Source organism: Facklamia sp. P12950 (assembly GCF_050409465.1).
In the GTDB taxonomy this organism is placed as follows: Bacteria; Bacillota; Bacilli; order Lactobacillales; family Aerococcaceae; genus Facklamia.
Genome location: NZ_JBNUPK010000004.1, coordinates 154654 through 172200 on the forward strand (window position 1 = coordinate 154654; position 17547 = coordinate 172200).

Sequence of the window (17547 nt, forward strand, 5' to 3'; positions counted from 1 at the left end):
TGTCACCCGAGGTCATCATGCTCACCAGCCGTAAAAGCCTCTTTCATTTCACTTCCTCTTTAAATAGTTGATGGCTAAAATATTTCCAGTAATTTAAAGTGACTATTTGATGGGGAATATAGCTAAGAAGCATAAATAAATATCTAATTATAATGTAACTTTAAGTAATAAAAAGGAAATGGTTTTCTTTTAAAATTAAAGGCATAACTTTTTTAAAATAAAAGGAGGCTGTGACATTAGTCAGCCTCCTTTAAAGTACAATATGGGTGCGTATGATTCTTTAATTCCAAATTAAAAGATCTAAATAATTCTGATACTCTTTAGGAAAATCGATTCTAAAGAGTGACTGGCTTTGTCCGGTGTTTAAATCGTAATAGCCATAATATTTCTTGCCAGAATCATTGAGGGAGAGAAGAGATGGCCCCTTACTGTTATAGTCAATCACTTGAATGCCTAGCCCAACTTCCAAAGATTCAAAATGTTCAATCGGAATCTCACCGATATAATTATCTTCCTTTATTGAGTAGCGGCCAAAGTGAGGCTTATTTTTTTGATATTCGATGATATAAATATGGTTAGAGTCAGCAGTCAGGATTTCGAAGCTATTTGAACTTGGAATGGTTACTTTAGTTTCTTGCCATGATTGGTCTTTAAAATCAAACAGAAAGAAGGGACCATTCTCGTCATTTTCAAGATTATAGCTAGTTTGAATAAAGGGAGCATCAAGAGAGAGGTTACTACTTAAGAATGGACTATTGAACCAAACATCTTTAGCTAGAGTTTCCTCATCACTATATACAGTATAGTCTTCTTCATTAATGAGTTTAAATTGGTTTTCTTTGTTGACTTCATCAAGTTGGTAAATTGTAATTTTGTTTTTAAAGGAAAATTTGTCGCTATTGCTGTTTCCCGATTCGATATTGTAAAGACACATTAGATAATATTTACCATCAACTTGTCGGACTTGAACATTTTGCAGATAGATTTTATTCGAGTCCTTAATTGAAGATTTGATTGTAGGAATATCTTTGATAAGCTCCTTTTTATTTGTAAAGTCTAAAAAGTGAACTTTGATGGGTTTTTCTTCATTAGAAAACAAATCACTTTCAATCCAGAAATAGTGCTTATCTCCTTGATAGATTTGTTCTAGTGAATCTATTCCTTTGAAAAAGTTGGGGGCTTCTTTAGCTAATGCTTTTAATTCTTTATTTCCCTCAAAATCAAGGCTTTTGAATTTAAGATTTGAACGACTCAACTGAAAATCTCCACTTTTATTTTGGAACATTTCTTCTGGCAGAGAGAAGAAACTGTTTTGACTACTTAGTTGGACATACTCTTCAGGTAGATTGGTTAGTTTTTCATCTCCTTTTATTGAGGTTAATTTCCCAATAATCGGCGAGTTAAGACCATAGAGACTTCCTACTAATAAGATTAAACCCATGCCAATGATTGCAAAGTATTTAATCATTTGTTTATAATAATTCATCTGTCTACCTCCTTTAAATATGCAGATCTTTTGCGACATATTGACTGCCAATCCAGTAAGTGATACTTCCTACAAGGATAAAACTGAGTGGATAAAACGCATGAAACTCGAGATTAGTAGGTAGCATACCAAAAGCTATGAGTTTTCCAGTAAGATATGTTCCTGCTACTAGGATGAGCAAGTAGAGGACAGACCATTTCCAGGAATAGGCGCGTTCAAGCAGTACAAATAGAAGGGTGATTGGAATCAAGGCAAGCCAGGCTAAGATATTAACAAGCGATACCCAGATGGATTCGGTGAAAAGATTGGTGAAATAAGAAAAGTTGAAAACGAGATAGAGGGGCATATCATTTGAATACCGCTCTTGTAAGATCATTTGTAAGAGAAAATGAAAAACATATACTGTAAAATAAACGAATAAAATATTCAGGAAAAAATAAAAGACGAGGCTTAGAAATTTTGCATGGTAGAGGCTGGAGCGTTTAAAAGGGCCAGCTAACCAGCGAGAAATCATTTTACCTTGGCTAAACCAATCTTTTAACCAGACTAAAAGGGTCGCAATGGCCGTACTAATAACTCCGATAATAAAGGCGATATTTATGATATTCAGCAATATACTTGGCTGAATAACCATATTTTGTTGAAAATTGCTTTGTATATTATTATTAATAGAAATTAAGGATAGGACGAGATAGATTAAAGCGATGGATAACCAGTAAAGTTTCTGTCTTTGTATTTCAAAATAAGTTAAACTTAATATTTCTTTCATTTAATTTAACTCCTTTCTTAACCATTCAACTAAGGATAGTTCTTCATTTTCACGCATATCTTCTAAATAGATAGAGTGTTTGATTTGGCCCTCACTCATTAAAACGGCTCGGTCGATAAAGTGTTCGACATCGTAAAGTTCATGAGTGGTTACTAAGACACCACAGTCTTTTTGGATAAATGAACCAAAGAGTTCAAGAATTTCTTCCCGGCTAAAGACATCGATGCCAGCAAAGGGTTCATCTAACAGAAGATAATCTGCCTCTAAAGATAAGCCTAACATTAAATTAAGTTTTGCTTGATTCCCCTTGGATAGTTCTTTAATGCGCTTACTATCTTCTAATTGGAAAAAATCTTGGATATCTTGTGCTCTAGTAGGATTCCAAGCAGGATAGAGATTGTACATAAATTCTTTGCATGCTTTAACCGTCATCGAAGGGGGAAAGTTGAGGTAATCGGGAACATGCCATATTCTAGCTTTAGCATCTCGCAATTTTATTTCATCAATATAAATTTCCCCTTGATAAGGCAAAAGTCTGGCAATACAGTTAATGAGGGTCGATTTTCCTGTACCATTAATGCCGATCAATCCAGTGATTTCACCTGGTTTAACTTCTAAATTGATGTCTTTAAGGACCTTATGCTTACTGAAAGACTTGTTGAGGTTTTCGATTTTAATCATGGTTAATGGCCTCCTTTTTAATTTGATAGCTATGGGTAAGGCGTTGGATGATATCTTCTAATTGCAAATCCATGGGAATTAAAACATCGACTAGGTTTTCGATGGCTTGATCAATGGATTCATATTTAAGTTGAGAAATTAATTGCGTGTCAGTTGTTATGGTGCTAGGTCTTTGAGCTTGAGTAACAATCATACCTAAGTCCTCCATTTCTTTAAATGCCTTTTGAACGGTATTGGGATTGACTTTCCATTCCTTTGCTAATTGTCTTCTTGAGGGCAATTGATAACCCGGCGTATATTTGCCTGTGATGATCTGATCTTTTACCCAAGTAATAATTTGGGTATAGATGGGTAGATTGGGTGCAAGTTTCATTATTTTACCTCCATTAAAGCTTTATTATATTCCAAGATGTGTCCCACAATCATAATACAGCTTGTTTAAGTGTATTATACGAGTCATACACTTTTAAGTCAAGGTATGAAGGTAAAAATGCAAGTAAAAGATGAACGGAATGAATGGTGATAAAGATTTAAGCAAAAGTCAAGCTAAGCTATGGTATGATGAAGGAGAAATAATATTTATGAAGGAGGAATGTTATGGATTTATTAGTCGATAAATTAAAAGAAGTGTTAGCTTCTGTACTGCCTATTATACTTATAGTTGTGATCATTTCATTGACCATGGTCAATGTGTCGGCAGATATGATGATTCGTTTTTTAATAGGGGCTGTCTTTTTAATTATAGGTTTAACGATCTTCTTATTTGGTGTGGAAGTTGGTATGAGTCCTATAGGAGATTTGATGGGGAAAAGTGTAGCAGATGCTCCCAATATTTGGGCCATTACAGGGCTAGCCTTTGTAATTGGTTTTTCGGTCACGGTCGCAGAACCTGATTTACTTATTTTAGGCCAACAGGTGGCTGATGCGATGGGAGGAGCTCTTACTTCAACGGTGATTGTTGCAATGGTCTCACTTGGTGTCGGCTTCTTAATTGCTTTTGGTATCGTGCGGATTTTGTCTTCCTTTTCGATTAAGTATTTTTTCTTAATTGCTTATGGGTTGATCGCCTTAATGGCCTTATTGGTTTCTAATGATTTTATAGCCATTGCTTTCGATGCGTCAGGTGCCACGACAGGTGCCTTAACCACACCTTTTATCTTAGCATTGTCAGCGGCTGTTTCATCTCGTAAAGGGGGGCACATGGCTGAGGAAGATTCTTTTGGTTTAGTAGGTGCCATGAGTGTCGGGCCAATTTTAGCAGTTATTTTATTATCAGTTATTACAGGAGTAAGTTTCCAAGGGCAAGCAGAAGTTTATCGTTATACGGAGGGAATTATTGCCCCATTCTTTTTGGCTATTGGACACACCTTGCTTGAGTCTTTAATGGCCCTCGCTCCCTTAGCCATTTTGTTTGCGATTATGAATTGGAAACAATTTAAGCTCAAAAAGCGTGAACTCAAACGGATTATCAAAGGGGTTACTTACACTTTGATTGGACTGGTTCTCTTTCTAATAGGTGTCAATCAAGGCTTTATGGATATGGGGCGTTTTCTAGGTAATATGTTAGCGCGTGACTATCAGGCATGGTTACCCGTAATTGGTTTGATTATGGGCTTGGTGATTGTTTTGGCTGAGCCAGCCGTTCACGTATTGGGAGACCAAGTTGAAGCGGTAACGGGTGGTTTTATTAAGAATAAACTTTTACTTGTCTTTCTATCTATTGGAGTAGGCCTAGCTGTCAGTGGGTCACTGGTTCGTATCCTAGTGCCTAGTATTCAAATCTGGTATTATTTATTACCTGGCTTTCTTTTAGCCATCTGTTTATCCTTTTTTGTAGATGATTTATTTGGAGGGATTGCTTTTGATGCGGGAGGCGTAGCTTCCGGACCAATGACGGCAACTTTCATCCTGTCCTTTGCACAAGGGGCAGCGGATCGGATTCCAACGGCAGATGTGGTAACGGATGGCTTTGGTGTCATCGCAACGGTTGCAATGGCGCCAATCGTCATGATATTATTACTCGGAATCATCTATAAGTGGAAATTAAAACAAGAAAAAATAGCATAGGAGGGTATTTATGCAGACAGTCTTATTTTTTGCAATTGTTAAGAAGGGTACAGCCTCCTATTACCTTGAGCAGGCACGCCTGGCAGGAGCCACCGGTGGAACGATCTTTCAAGCAGAAGGAACAGTTGCCAATCCTTTCTTAGATTTATTAGGTTTGAATGATTCCAAGCGTGAAGCCTTATTGATGTTGGTTGATCATTCAAATGAAGAAAGAATTCATCAAGTCTTAACCGAAAAGTGTGAATTACCTAAAAAAGGAAAGGGCATTCTCTTTTCAATTAATACAAGTAGTGTCTATGGCAGTCACCAGTTAATGCATGAATTTAATGAGGGAGGTCAAGAAATGAGTAAGTATCAATTAGTAGCTACAATTGTTGATCGTGATTCAGGGGATGAAGTAGTGGAAACTGCTCGTGAAGAAGGAGCAGGTGGAGCAACTATCCTCCATGGTCGAGGACTAGGTTCGAAGAAAGCTCCTAAGATTTTTAATGTTCAAATTGAACCGGAAAAAGAGCTTGTCTTAATGATTGTTGAGACACAAAAAGTGCCTGAAATCATTGAAAAAGTTTCTAAAGCCATGGATATTGACCAACCGGGTAAGGGAATCCTTTTTACTATCGATGTCAACGATGTAAGCGGGCTTTTCCAACAAATAAACTAATTATGTAAAACTAAAAAAGTGGATTAAGACGAATGATTAGCTTATGATACATTTATTAAAAGGGAAAAATGACAAAAGAAGTTTGTCGTAACACCGAAAATAAAGCTATTTAATATAGTGTCAATTCGAAAAGCCATTTTTTGAAAAAATAAATATTAAAAAAGCAAGATGAATTAAATTAATAATTTATCTTGCTTTTTAGTATTGCTAAATTTTTGCTAATCTTATGATACCTCTAAATAAAAATTGTAATTTAACAGGAGCGACAGTATATATTTTTTTAGCACCTGTCCATGATATATATCCTTCATATTTTATGCCGTTCTTATACTCTACATACCATTGTTTATAGGATCTAGGGACCGGACCCGGGTCAGTTGGTACCACTTTCCATACTTCTACAAAAAGAGTACGCGGAGGCCAAACTTTCGACCTGAATATATAATCCTCTTTTGTTACATCTGTATCTTCAGTAGAAACAGATTATGTAGTTATATAATCCTCTTTTGTTAGATCATTATCTTCAACAGAAACAGATTATGTAGTTATATAATCCTCTTTTGTTAGATCGTTTTCCTCAGCAGAAACAGATATAGTTGATAGACCTAAAAATATAGTTAGAATTAATATTGATTTTATATAATTATTTTTTTTCATAATTATTTTCCTTTCTATGTTTTTTATCTACAAAATAAAATAATGAATACACAAACACAAATCCTATTATTCTATACAATAAGTTATCAAAAAAATATGAAATCGTTAATTTCCCTTGGAAAAATGATATTAATACGCTTACCAAAATATATACTCCTACAAAAAGTAACTCATTTATTATTTTGCTTAGTTTCTTCATAAAATTCACCTAATGATCCTTTTAAGTTACGATTATTGTAAATAATTGTATTGATAACGAAATCCTCTTACAACAAATACTCTTGCATAGTCAGAAAAACCGATAGCACCAATAGCTCCATCTATAGCCGCTGCTGCAAGTTTAAATTGTGGTGGTAACAACATAAGTATAAATCTTGTTGCAACTCCCGTACCAGCTCCACCTAGAATACTAAACGTTGACACACTTATATATACATCCACATTACCTTTTGATGCTTTTCCATGCCATACCAACTTTGTTACCCCGTTACTTTGTCTTCTTAACATGCTAGTACTATCATTTGAAAATTTAGAAGTATCTATTCCTAGATCATTAAAATACTTTATAAGTTTATCATCTGTGATAGTTACAACTGTCTCATCACCATTTTCCGAAGTGTCAAAATACTCTGAATTTTCTTTATAAAAATCCATTACAACATTATCATTAACATTAGCTGTTTCCTTTATTGAAGTACTTGCATGGGCATTAACATCAAAATTAAAGAGAGAACTTACCATTATCATTAAACTTACTGCTATCACACTCAACTTATTCTTTGCACACATCAACACCAACCATCTTTCAAAAATTTATTGTTAATAGTATATACAAAAAAATCAGATATAACAATTCTTTTTTTAAAAAATATAAATAATTAAATTTGTTGTATAAAAATTTATTGTTTTTAACTTAAATAAAAGTCTTAACAAGAGAAAAAATATACCATCATTACTTTTGCAAATTATTAGGAATGGTAACTCAGCGCTGTCAATAACTATTGAAACAATAAAATAAATTAATGATTGATTATAATTTACTAAGATTTTAAAAACCTACTTGAAAGTGATTACATTCTTGTCAAAAAAGGGTATAATATCCTTGATAGTAAAGGAGTGGTGGCAATGGTAAAAAAAGTAATGGACTATTTTGAAATAACACCGAAAGGGATTCTTTATTCTGTTTTGATAATGACTTTAGGTTGCATTGTTTATGCCTATGGGGTTAATTATTTCCTCATTCCTAATCATTTTGGTAACGGTGGTGTAACGGGTGTTTCTATGTTGGCCTATTATTTACTTAAAATACCAACCGGTACAAGCAACTTCATCGTTAATGCCATTTTATTAGTGGTTGGATGGAAATATCTAAGTAGGCGAACCTTGCTTTATACAATTTATGCTTCAACTTGTTTAAGTTTTTGTTTAAATGTTATCCAACCAGCCCCTTATATTGCAACTAATATTATTATTCCAGCTGTAGCGGGTGGAGTTCTTTTAGGAGCAGGTATTGGTTTAGTTCTTAGAGGCAACGGGACGACTGCTGGTACGGACATTGTCGCAATGATTATGCAGCAGTATCTAGGAATCAGTTTCTCTGCTGGTTTGTTAATGTGTGATATGCTAGTTATTTTGGCTTCCAGCTTCATTATTGGAGTAGATATGACGATTGTGACGATCATGATGATGTTTATTGCGAGTCAGACCGTAAACTTTGTGACAGATGGGGTCAACCGTCGAAAGTCCGTGATGATATTCTCCTCTAAGAAAGAAGAAATTGCGGATATAGTAATTAAAGAGATGGTGCGAGGTATCACTGTATTTAGGGCATATGGTTACTATTCTAAGCAAGAAAGGGAAGTCTTACTGGCAATAGTGAATCGTAATCAGGTTGTTCAATTACAAAGATTAGTGACTCAAATTGACCCCAAAGCCTTCGTCACTATTTCAGACGTTCAACAAGTGATTGGTGAAGGATTCACCTTCTTTTCCTATGAAAGTCCACACAAAAATAGATACCATTAACCATTAGTAATTAATTGATCTAAGGAACTCGATTGAAAGGTGAAGCCCCCTTTTTAATCGAGTTTTTATCTTGCTACATAAGGAAATAAATGAAGAAGCTAATAATATTTCCCTGCTTCAAAAGCAATGGATACCATTGATCGAGCTGTGCTCTTTAATCCAGCCATCTTAGCATTGGATGAAGTACGTTCTTCAGTCGATAGTTTTTTAGAAAGATTAAATGAAGAAGGTATGGATAAGGTAAGGGAGGGGGACCTCCTTCGTAATGCCTTACCGCTTATCGACCATTTGTAATGCCGATATTATCTTGTTGATGAAGAATGGTAATATTAGTGAAAAAGGAAACATGATTTGCTTTAAGTAGCTAATGGATGTTATGCAGACGGCTATTAAAGTCAGTTTGCTAATCAAGCTTAGAAAAAAGCTCACTCAAATGAGTGGGCTTTTTGAATAGAAAGATGGATAGCACTAAAATCCTAGCTTGATAGGCTGGGATTGAGGGTAGAACTTTAATCAACATAATGATACTGATATTGGTAAATGCGAATTAAATGGTTGCGCTTATCGGTACGCACCTTGAAAACAAAAGTGTGAGTACGTTGGTCGAGACTGTGTTTTTGAGGGATACGAAAATAATTAATGGTTGATGCCGACATCATTCGTAATAACTCATCCTCTAGAAAAGCAAGAGGAACTTTCAGCTTAGAATAACGATAGAAATCCTCTTGAAATCGTTGATAATTTTCACTGAAATAATCAAATTGTGTTTGATTATGGTGGTAGTCATTGGTTTTCATTATTCCACCTCCTCAGCAAGTGTAATATCGATAATTTGTTCAAAAGCTAAAAGGAGATAGTTTCTAGAAAGGGGGTCTTCAATCGCACAATGGTCTAGATTTAGCTCTTTAAGAGTGCCGGTAAATGATTGGTGGGCCTTATTTGGATGATTGCCTTGATAAATAAGGCTAATGGAGAGTTTTTGAACATAGGCTTGGCTGAGTAAAAGAAATTTCTCCTTAGGAGACAGTCTGGCCGGGCTTGAGTCAGTAAAGCTGTGTGACAGAGCAGAGCTATGTTCTGATAAGAAAAAGCCCATCCATTTAGCCATTTTGCGATCTTGATATTGACGTGCAGCTTTAGATGATAAGTAAGACCGATCTACACTCATTCTAAACCATCCAATCCGCCTGCTCCGCCTGCTGCATGACCACCCATCAACTTGCTTCGAGCAATGGAACGAGAACTTTCTAGTAAGGCGCTAGCTTTTAAAACAGAGACGTAGCCAAAACGTTTTCGAATAGCATCTACTGTTTTATCGAGGCGCTCTTCTTTTGATATTTGTCTTGGCTCTTCAAAAAGCGAAAAGTAATGGATGTTTTCTTCTACCAAGCCCGAATAACGAACACCAATATGGCGAACGGGTCCGTTTTTATATTTAGAGCGAAAGAGCTCAATCACAGTGGCTGTTAAGACTTTTGTTTGCTGGCTAGGATCGATTTTGGTTTGAGCTCGAAGAGGAGATAGGTCAACTGCTTTGGAATAACCGACAGAGACAGAGACCAGCTGTGCTTTTTTGCCAGCCCGTCTTAAACGAATGGCCACTTGTTCTGCCATTTCACTCAAAAGCAATTCAATATCTGCTTGCTGAGTATAATCATGGGGTAAAATTTGCGAATTACCGATAGCTTTAGACTTCGGACGATAAGGCTCACTAACTTTACTTTCGTCGACCCCATTAGCATGAAAGAATAATTGCAAGCCAATTACACCGAACTCCTTTTTTAATTGTTCAGGATTAGCATGGGCTAGATCATAAATGGAATGAATCCCTAACTGATTGAGTCGTTTGGCTGTGCGCTTACCAATCCCCCAAAAATCAGTTAAATTTGGAATGGCCCATACTTTGCTTGCAACATCTTCATAGGACCAATTTGCTCGCATGGTCGGCTTCTTTTTAGCCTCGTTATCTAAAGCGAGCTTAGCCAATAAAGGATTGGCATTAGAAAGACCAATGGTTGAAGCGATTCCTGTTTTACGCCAGATATCCAGTTGAATTTTACTAGCTAACATTTCTAATTTGTCTCGACGTGACACCTGACGATCAGGAATAAAGTAGTTCAAAACATGCGTTAAATCAATAAAGCTTTCATCAATTGAATAGGGGAGAATATCTTCTTCAGAAGCATACTGGGTTAACAGCTTTAAAATGTCGATATTCTTTTTAATATAAAGGTCCATCCTGGGTGGCACAAATAATGAACGTTTGGCCCAAGATTCAATATAACGAACATAGGCAGGATCCGTTCGTAAGCCATTACGTCGAGCGTTGCGATAGTTGAATCGTCGATTATGAAGAGAGAAGGGTAAATCATAAGTTCGTCCCACATTGCTACGCCCAAAAACTTGCTTAAAAATGGGAGAAGAAGCCAAAATCAGACCTTGAGAAGTGTCTGTTTGACTCATGACACAAAGGCTTGTTCTTAGAGGATGCAAGCCACGCTCAACACACTCTACGCTCGCATAGAAGGATTTCATATCGATAAAAGCAATATCAGATTTAGGTTCACGGCTATAATCAATAATAGTCATTACAAATTCCTCCTGTAAGCAACAGTTTAATACGAACGGATGTTCGTGTCAATAGCGAAAATAATTTAAAGAATTTTATGAGATAGGAAACATTTTAAAAAGAGTATTTTATTACTGTTTTTAAAATAAAATTTCTTAAAAAGAGCTACAATTATTACTATTCAGCAAAATACAGTTAAAAAATAAGATAATTTAAAAAACGCTTTCATATAACTTTTTTTCGTGTATAATATAAGCATAGTAATAACTCGAGTTTGCTAAAAAATTCCAAATGGAGGGGAAAAAATGTCAGAGAATAAAAATGACAGAATTAAAATCAAAACGGGTTTAGTCGGTCGGTTGCTGATAGCTATTGCAATGGGTATTTTGATTGGGCGTTTGCCATTTGTTCCTGAATGGTTTATTAGAATTTTAGTTACTTTATCTAGCCTGTTTTCAGCCTTTTTAGGTTTCTTTATTCCTTTAATGATTATTGGTTTAGTAACTAAAGGAATTGCAGATCTTACAGAAGGAGCAGGCAAATTACTAGGTATGACAGCTTTAACAGCTTATGGATCAACCCTTATAGGGGGGACTTTTGCTTACTTTGTGGCAACAAGTATTTTCCCTAGTTTTATTACCAGTGATTTAGTCAATAAGATTACTGAAGCAGGAGAAGGAGCTACTCCATTCTTTACGGTTCCGATAACGCCTATTTTAGAAGTTACAACAGCGGTTGTGCTGGCTTTTATGATGGGGCTTGTTATTTCGTGGTTACGGGCTAATCGAAATTCTGGACAGGTACTTTACCAATTGACTGTTGAGTTTGAAGAAGTGGTAGTTAAAGTATTAGAAACGGTAATTATTCCCTTGTTGCCAATTTATATTCTAGGAAATTTTGCAAATATGTCTTATTCTGGATCGGTATTTGCAGTACTATCTATCTTCTGGAAAGTATTCGTTATTGTCATCATTATGCATTTACTTTATGTTAGTTTATTATTCATTGGTGCAGGAAGCTATGCTGGAAAAAACCCATTACGACTCATTAAAAATCAAATTCCAGGTTATATGACGGCAGTTGGGACCCAGTCATCTGCTGCAACTATTCCGGTGAACTTAGATTGTGCAGAAAATAATGGTGTATCTGAAGAAATTCGTAATTTCGTTGTCCCTCTATGTGCAACTATTCATTTAGCAGGTTCGATGATTACTATTACTTCCTGTGCGACAGCCTTATTATTAATGTATGATCTTCCGCACAGCTTTAGTGTAATTTTTGGCTTTATCTGCATGTTAGGTATTGCGATGGTAGCAGCTCCAGGAGCACCTGGAGGAGCTATTATGTCAGCTGTACCATTCTTACCAATGGTAGGAATTGTTGGAGATGCTATGCAACAATTAATGATTTCGCTGTATTTAACTCAAGACTCTTTTGGTACTGCAGCGAATGTTTCAGGAGATAATGCCATAGCAGTTTTTATTGATAAAATATATTCCGATAAGATTAAAAGCTAAAAATAGCACTGTAATAAGCTCTTCATTAGTTAGCCAGCGACCTAACTAATGAGGAGTTTTTTAATACTTAAGAATAAATACATTATTCAGACTTTATTTTTAGAAGTAAGAAGCATAAGATAGGAGTATGAAAGTGAGGGATTAATATGGGATGTACAACAATTTTAGTAGGTAAAAAAGCCTCTTATGATGGGTCAACGCTTGTCGCACGAAACGAAGACTCTGTTTCGGGACAATTTAATGTTAAAAAAATGGTCAAAGTCGATAGTCAAGGACATCCGTCTCACTATCGGTCGGTGTTAGCTCACTTAGAAATTGAGTTGCCAAGTGACCCATTAGCTTATAGTATGACCCCTGATGCTGTAGGAGACCAGGGAGTTTGGGGAGCGTGTGGGGTCAATGCCGCAAATGTTGCCATGACTGCGACCGAAACGATCACTTCCAATGCGCGAGTGTTAGCTGCTGACCCATTGGTAAGCTACCAAGAAGCTAGGGGTGAGCAGGGGAGCGATAGTTATCAAGCAGAAATTCCTGGAGGTATCTCAGAAGAAGATATGGTATCGCTCGTCTTACCTTTTATACGGTCTGCTCGTGAAGGGGTAAAGCGGTTGGCAAGTTTGTTAGAAGAATACGGCACTTCCGAGATGAATGGGATTGCTTTTCAAGATGTCGATGAAATTTGGTGGTTGGAAACAATAGGGGGTCATCATTGGTTAGCTAAACGGGTACCAGATGATTCCTATGTAGTGATGCCTAATCAATTTGGAATAGATTCCTTTGATTTAGAAGATGCATTCGGTCAACAAAAAGAGCATATGTGTTCAGCTGATTTAAAAGAGTTTATTCAAGAAAATCACTTAGATTTATCAAAAGATGGTCCATTTCAGCCACGTTTGGCCTTTGGCTCAAGAACTGGCGCAGATTTAGTATATAACACGCCACGAGCTTGGGTAATGGGACGCTTTTTCAATCCAACAACTTATAAGTGGGAAGGCTCAGAGGCAGATTACACACCACAATCCTTTGATATCCCATGGTCCTTTGTGCCTGAACATAAAATTACTGTCCAAGAAATAAAAGAGATCCTTTCCAATCATTACCAAGGAACCCCGTATGATCCATATCTTACTAAGGGCTCAAGCGAAATGCGAGGCGCTTACCGGACAATTGGAATCAATCGCAATAATTTTTTAGGTCTAACTCAAATTCGGCCTTATATACCGGAAAACAATCGCAGTCTACAATGGATGGCTTTTGGATCAAATGTCTTTAACGCCATGATTCCTCTATATCCTCAAGCGAGTGAATTTCCAGCCTATCTTAGTCAGACGGATGATCAAATCACAACGGACAGTCTGTATTGGTCTGCTAGAATGATTGCTGCTTTAGCGGACGCGCATTATTATCAAACGCAAACAGTGATAGAGTCTTATCAGTCCAAGGTGGACCATCAAGCTTTAGCAATCATTAAAGCCTATGATCAAAAACTTGCAACAAGCCCTAGCTCTCAAAGTCAGCAAGTATGTGAGCAAGCCAATCATAAACTGGTCGCTATGTTACAAGAAGAAACACATCAGACGCTTAAAAAGGTATTAGATATTGCTTCCAATGGCATGAAGAATGCCTATGCTCGATCTGATCAATAAGTTTTATGTCTAGCAAATAGGAACCGACCCCCAACCGTTAGCTTTTTGTCTAACGGTTGGGGGTCTTTTGGTTTGATAAAGTCTGCCTAAGAAGCCAGCAAAAGAAGAGGGTGGCTGTATGAGTGAGTAGGGTCTGATTATTAGTTTTTGAGTGATCGGCAATCACATTGGTTTGATAAGCAGATTCAATCATCGTTCTTGTTAATTCAGCAGTTTGAGAATTAGGACGAAAGAGTCTTTTAACGAAGTCAGTCGTTCGCACATTCATAAAAGATTTATCGACTGGAAGTGGTTGATAGATTGGACTAGTTAGGGCGCTTAAAGTAATGTATTTTACTTATTTGAGAGGCGCGTCTTTATCATTTATCCAATCGCAACATAAGACTTTGGGAAAGTATCCGACGATTTTTTCTTCTCTTAAATTAAAAAAGTTCGGTGTTGTTCAATGTTTTAGAGACATTATTTTTTATTCAGTATAATGATATGGACTTTATCAAATGCTTGGAGTAAAATAAGATTACATAAATTATTTAATTTTATATTTTAAGGAGGAATAATATGTTAGGAAAGAATAACGTTACAGAGTTACAAAAGAAAAATGCTAGAAAGAAAAAAATCTATAGTTTAAGAAAATATAGTGCAGGCTTAGCATCCGTTGCTATTTCAAGTATGTTCTTTTTGGGTTCGAATAGTGTTTTAGCAGCAGAAAACACTACGGAAACTTCCCAAATTGAAGAATTAGGATATGATGATAAGGAGCAAGGTATTCAACCTTTAAGTAAGCCGGTTGAGGTAAAAAAACAAGTTGAAACCCCTGCAGTCATTAAAATTGATGATGCAGAAATATCGGCTGTTGATCAGAGTTTATCAACAGCAATTGTAGAAACTGTAGAATCAGTTGATTCTAACGAGATTCATAGTGAAGAAGTGTTAGCAGAGACTAACAGTACCGAAATGAGTGTGGAATCATCAACTGATGAGAAAACAGTAGAGCAGGAGAGCGTCTCAACTTCTATTCCAGAAACAGTCGGCAGCTTAGTTGAAGAGACAACTGAGAGTTCTACTGAAGAATCTATATCTACTGAAGAAGAAATAGTTTCAGAGGAAGAGCTAATCATTGATGAAGAAGCCGCTGTGATTGAAGAAAGTGTAGTCAATGAGTCAGACTCCATCGTTAATTCAGAAGAAAAAAGTTTGGCAGAATCAGATGGTCACTTAAGTGAACTTCATCAATTAATTGATGGTGAAATTGATCGCGAGGCGGTGATCCGTCAACAATTAGCAGAGATATACAGTGCTGAAGAAATTGAAGGAATCCTTTCAGGCGTTGATAAAGAGACCCTTCAAAATGCGTCCGCAGAAGTTTTGATGGAGAAAATTACTCAAGCTGGGATTGATTATGCTGAAAAACACTCTGGCTTTCAAATGTTTGCTATCCAAAATGCTACAGGAAGAGATGTAAAGGATTTAATCCAATTTAGTGATTTGCAATTTAAAATACTTGGTGGGAATAACCCAAATGAATTGCAACCGACTTCACAGGGGAAAATTGCGTTTACTGGTAAGTACCAATTAGACAATGCTATTAAAGCAGGCGATTTTTTTGATGTTAACTACGGCGAATATGTATTACCTGGAGGCATAGATGTACCTCGAAATAGTGTTCATTTGCTAGATAGTCAAGGCAATTTAATTGCACAAGCATTTTATGATCCGGAATCCAATACCACTCGTTACATATTCACTCAATATGTGGATCATAACAAGGATATAAAAGGATCTTTTAATGATCAACTGGTGGCCAATCGAGATACAGCTGTAGTTGATAAGAAATCGTATCCTGTTACAGTAATTATTGGAAATCAAACCAAGAGTCAAGATATAATTGTGGATTATGGAAATAATAAGAATAAAAAAGTAGTTCAAGCAATTAGTGAATTAGGGAAAGATTCAGAGGGTCGGAAGTTATTTAAATATACTATTTATCTAAACAATGGTGGGGAAGAAGTTGGAAGGTATTCAGATATTCGACTTTTAGCTGATAAATTCCATATTGACCCTGATTCGTTGGAAGTTCACAAAGTGAAACCTAAGAAATCAAATAATTCAGCCTATCCTTCTCAAATTATGCGCGATAGCCTAATCCCTGACCTTAATGGCGATAGTGAGAATTATAGGGTAACTAAAGAAAAAGGTAACATTTTGAATGACGGCAATAAAAGCCGTATCCATTTAGGAACAATGTTAGCAAATGAACGTTACATAGTCACTATGACCTTTGTAGAGGATGCGCCAGGTGCTTCTGATGTACTTGAAAAACCAAGAGTAACCACTTATCTTCATAAGGACTCTAATCCAAGCGGTAACCCTATTGATCAGGGTGGTTCATTTATAGGCAAAACAAGTGTATCCTCTACAGGTGAAAGTACAGAAGAAACCGGATCATTCATAGAACATCATATTTATCAAACAAAAAAATCAGACGGTTCGATTGTGATTGATTTAAAAGATGATAAGTCGGCTCAAACTGGTAAATGGAACGAGTTTTATCGAACGCAAAAACAAGATAAAGAGGGCTATCAACTTGTTGAGATAAAAAATTTAATTAACAATCCAAAATATAATGAGGATGGTAGCCCTGCTACAGGAAGTTATAAACCAGAGAAGACAATTGAAATAACCTATGTGTATCAAAAAGACGAAACTCCAACGCCTGAACCCGATCCTAATCCGAGTGTCAAAGATGAACTTTATGAGATGACAGTTGAAGATGAAGGTTTTGGTTCTGAGTTCCAATATAATAAAGACTTAGCTCCTGGAACTATCAAAAAGATTCAAGAGGGTCGATCTGGTAGATATCGTGTTTTATATAAGCATGTTAACCCAGAGGAAATACCAACACACTCAGATGGAAGTTTTTATGAAAACTTTGTAGAAATAAATGGAAAATATTGGCAAGAAGTTTCACGTGAGACGATCCAAGAAGCCAGACCAGACATTTTCCAATATAATTTCGTAACGATTACTAAAACGACTAAAAAAGAAGACGGTGGGGTAGAGATTCATTATAATAATGGAACGTCTACCGTGATACCAGGGCCTGAAAAACCTGCTGATCCTGAAAAGCCGCTTTTACCATCCCAACCAATTGTGGAAATTACTCCGGGTGAAGAAGATGGGCGAAATGGTAATTATGTTACAATTAAAATTTACAATCCAAACACTGATGACTATGAATCTGATAAAACTATCTTTATACCAGATGGACAAAATGGTCAAAATGGACAAAATGGAAAATCACCAACTGCAGAAGTCGTAGATAATGGCGATGGTACTCATACCATTACGATTACCAATCCAGGTGAAACTCCTACTATAATTACTGTAAAAGATGGCGAAAAAGGCGAAAAAGGGGATCCAGGCGAAAAAGGCGACAAAGGAGATCCAGGCGAAAAAGGCGACAAAGGAG

16 protein-coding genes are annotated in these 17547 nt (G+C 36.3%); 7 read left to right on the forward strand and 9 right to left on the reverse strand.

Translation table 11 applies throughout. The annotated features are described in order from the left end of the window. Window positions 1-280 precede the first annotated feature (280 nt). The 4 genes from ACQV2Q_RS05140 to ACQV2Q_RS05155 are packed head-to-tail and all read right to left on the reverse strand — an operon-like array spanning window position 281 to window position 3309. A complete protein-coding gene (locus ACQV2Q_RS05140; RefSeq protein ID WP_428882127.1) occupies window positions 281-1486 on the reverse strand; it encodes a hypothetical protein in 1206 nt (401 codons plus the stop codon). Between the two features lie 13 nt (window positions 1487-1499). Beyond that, window positions 1500-2255 carry a hypothetical protein gene (locus ACQV2Q_RS05145; RefSeq protein WP_428882128.1) on the reverse strand — a complete coding sequence of 252 codons (756 nt, stop codon included), beginning with the start codon at window positions 2253-2255 and terminating at the stop codon, window positions 1500-1502. After that, window positions 2256-2936: an ABC transporter ATP-binding protein gene (locus tag ACQV2Q_RS05150; RefSeq protein WP_428874418.1), complete on the reverse strand. Its 681-nt coding sequence runs from the start codon at window positions 2934-2936 to the stop codon at window positions 2256-2258. It abuts the gene before it with no gap. Beyond that, a complete protein-coding gene (locus ACQV2Q_RS05155; protein ID WP_428874417.1) occupies window positions 2929-3309 on the reverse strand; it encodes a GntR family transcriptional regulator in 381 nt (126 codons plus the stop codon). Before ACQV2Q_RS05155 ends, ACQV2Q_RS05150 begins: the two co-directional genes overlap by 8 nt. A gap of 224 nt (window positions 3310-3533) precedes the next feature. Between ACQV2Q_RS05155 and ACQV2Q_RS05160 the strand changes: the two genes are divergently transcribed. Further along, window positions 3534-5003: a DUF1538 domain-containing protein gene (locus ACQV2Q_RS05160; protein WP_428874995.1), complete on the forward strand. Its 1470-nt coding sequence runs from the start codon at window positions 3534-3536 to the stop codon at window positions 5001-5003. Between the two features lie 10 nt (window positions 5004-5013). Then, window positions 5014-5664, forward strand: a complete 651-nt coding sequence (locus tag ACQV2Q_RS05165) for a P-II family nitrogen regulator (protein ID WP_428874413.1) — start codon at window positions 5014-5016, stop codon at window positions 5662-5664. An 888-nt stretch (window positions 5665-6552) separates the two neighbouring features. On the opposite strand, the gene ACQV2Q_RS05170 is transcribed toward ACQV2Q_RS05165, so the two are convergent. After that, window positions 6553-7086: a hypothetical protein gene (locus ACQV2Q_RS05170; protein WP_428882130.1), complete on the reverse strand. Its 534-nt coding sequence runs from the start codon at window positions 7084-7086 to the stop codon at window positions 6553-6555. 360 nt (window positions 7087-7446) lie between these two features. Here ACQV2Q_RS05170 and ACQV2Q_RS05175 point away from each other — a divergent pair, with 360 nt between their 5' ends. Both ACQV2Q_RS05175 and ACQV2Q_RS05180 read left to right on the forward strand, forming a co-directional pair. Next, on the forward strand, window positions 7447-8346 hold the full coding sequence (locus tag ACQV2Q_RS05175; RefSeq protein ID WP_428882131.1) for a YitT family protein: 900 nt from the start codon (window positions 7447-7449) through the stop codon (window positions 8344-8346). 126 nt (window positions 8347-8472) lie between these two features. Beyond that, entirely contained in the window at window positions 8473-8640 is a 168-nt protein-coding gene (locus tag ACQV2Q_RS05180) for a hypothetical protein (protein WP_428882132.1), read from the forward strand. A 215-nt stretch (window positions 8641-8855) separates the two neighbouring features. Here the strand turns inward: ACQV2Q_RS05180 and ACQV2Q_RS05185 are convergent, their stop codons facing one another. From ACQV2Q_RS05185 to ACQV2Q_RS05195, 3 genes are read right to left on the reverse strand one after another with little or no spacing between them, the layout of a single operon-like run. Next, entirely contained in the window at window positions 8856-9143 is a 288-nt protein-coding gene (locus ACQV2Q_RS05185; protein WP_428874407.1) for a DUF5960 family protein, read from the reverse strand. Next, the gene (locus tag ACQV2Q_RS05190) at window positions 9143-9514 is read right to left on the reverse strand and encodes a hypothetical protein (protein WP_428874405.1); all 372 of its coding nucleotides are present in this window, start codon (window positions 9512-9514) and stop codon (window positions 9143-9145) included. Before ACQV2Q_RS05190 ends, ACQV2Q_RS05185 begins: the two co-directional genes overlap by 1 nt. Then, window positions 9511-10935 (reverse strand): Y-family DNA polymerase, encoded by a 1425-nt coding sequence (locus ACQV2Q_RS05195; RefSeq protein ID WP_428882134.1) that lies wholly within the window; start codon window positions 10933-10935, stop codon window positions 9511-9513. Before ACQV2Q_RS05195 ends, ACQV2Q_RS05190 begins: the two co-directional genes overlap by 4 nt. Before the next feature lie 285 nt (window positions 10936-11220). Here ACQV2Q_RS05195 and ACQV2Q_RS05200 point away from each other — a divergent pair, with 285 nt between their 5' ends. Then, window positions 11221-12432, forward strand: a complete 1212-nt coding sequence (locus tag ACQV2Q_RS05200; protein ID WP_428876048.1) for a dicarboxylate/amino acid:cation symporter — start codon at window positions 11221-11223, stop codon at window positions 12430-12432. Window positions 12433-12578: 146 nt separating this feature from the next. Beyond that, the gene (locus ACQV2Q_RS05205) at window positions 12579-14078 is read left to right on the forward strand and encodes a C69 family dipeptidase (RefSeq protein WP_428882135.1); all 1500 of its coding nucleotides are present in this window, start codon (window positions 12579-12581) and stop codon (window positions 14076-14078) included. A 49-nt stretch (window positions 14079-14127) separates the two neighbouring features. On the opposite strand, the gene ACQV2Q_RS05210 is transcribed toward ACQV2Q_RS05205, so the two are convergent. Next, window positions 14128-14406: a hypothetical protein gene (locus ACQV2Q_RS05210; protein ID WP_428874424.1), complete on the reverse strand. Its 279-nt coding sequence runs from the start codon at window positions 14404-14406 to the stop codon at window positions 14128-14130. Between the two features lie 230 nt (window positions 14407-14636). Here ACQV2Q_RS05210 and ACQV2Q_RS05215 point away from each other — a divergent pair. Then, window positions 14637-17547, forward strand: a 2911-nt coding sequence (locus ACQV2Q_RS05215) for an Ig-like domain-containing protein (protein ID WP_428882136.1), incomplete at its 3' end; no start/stop codon positions are given.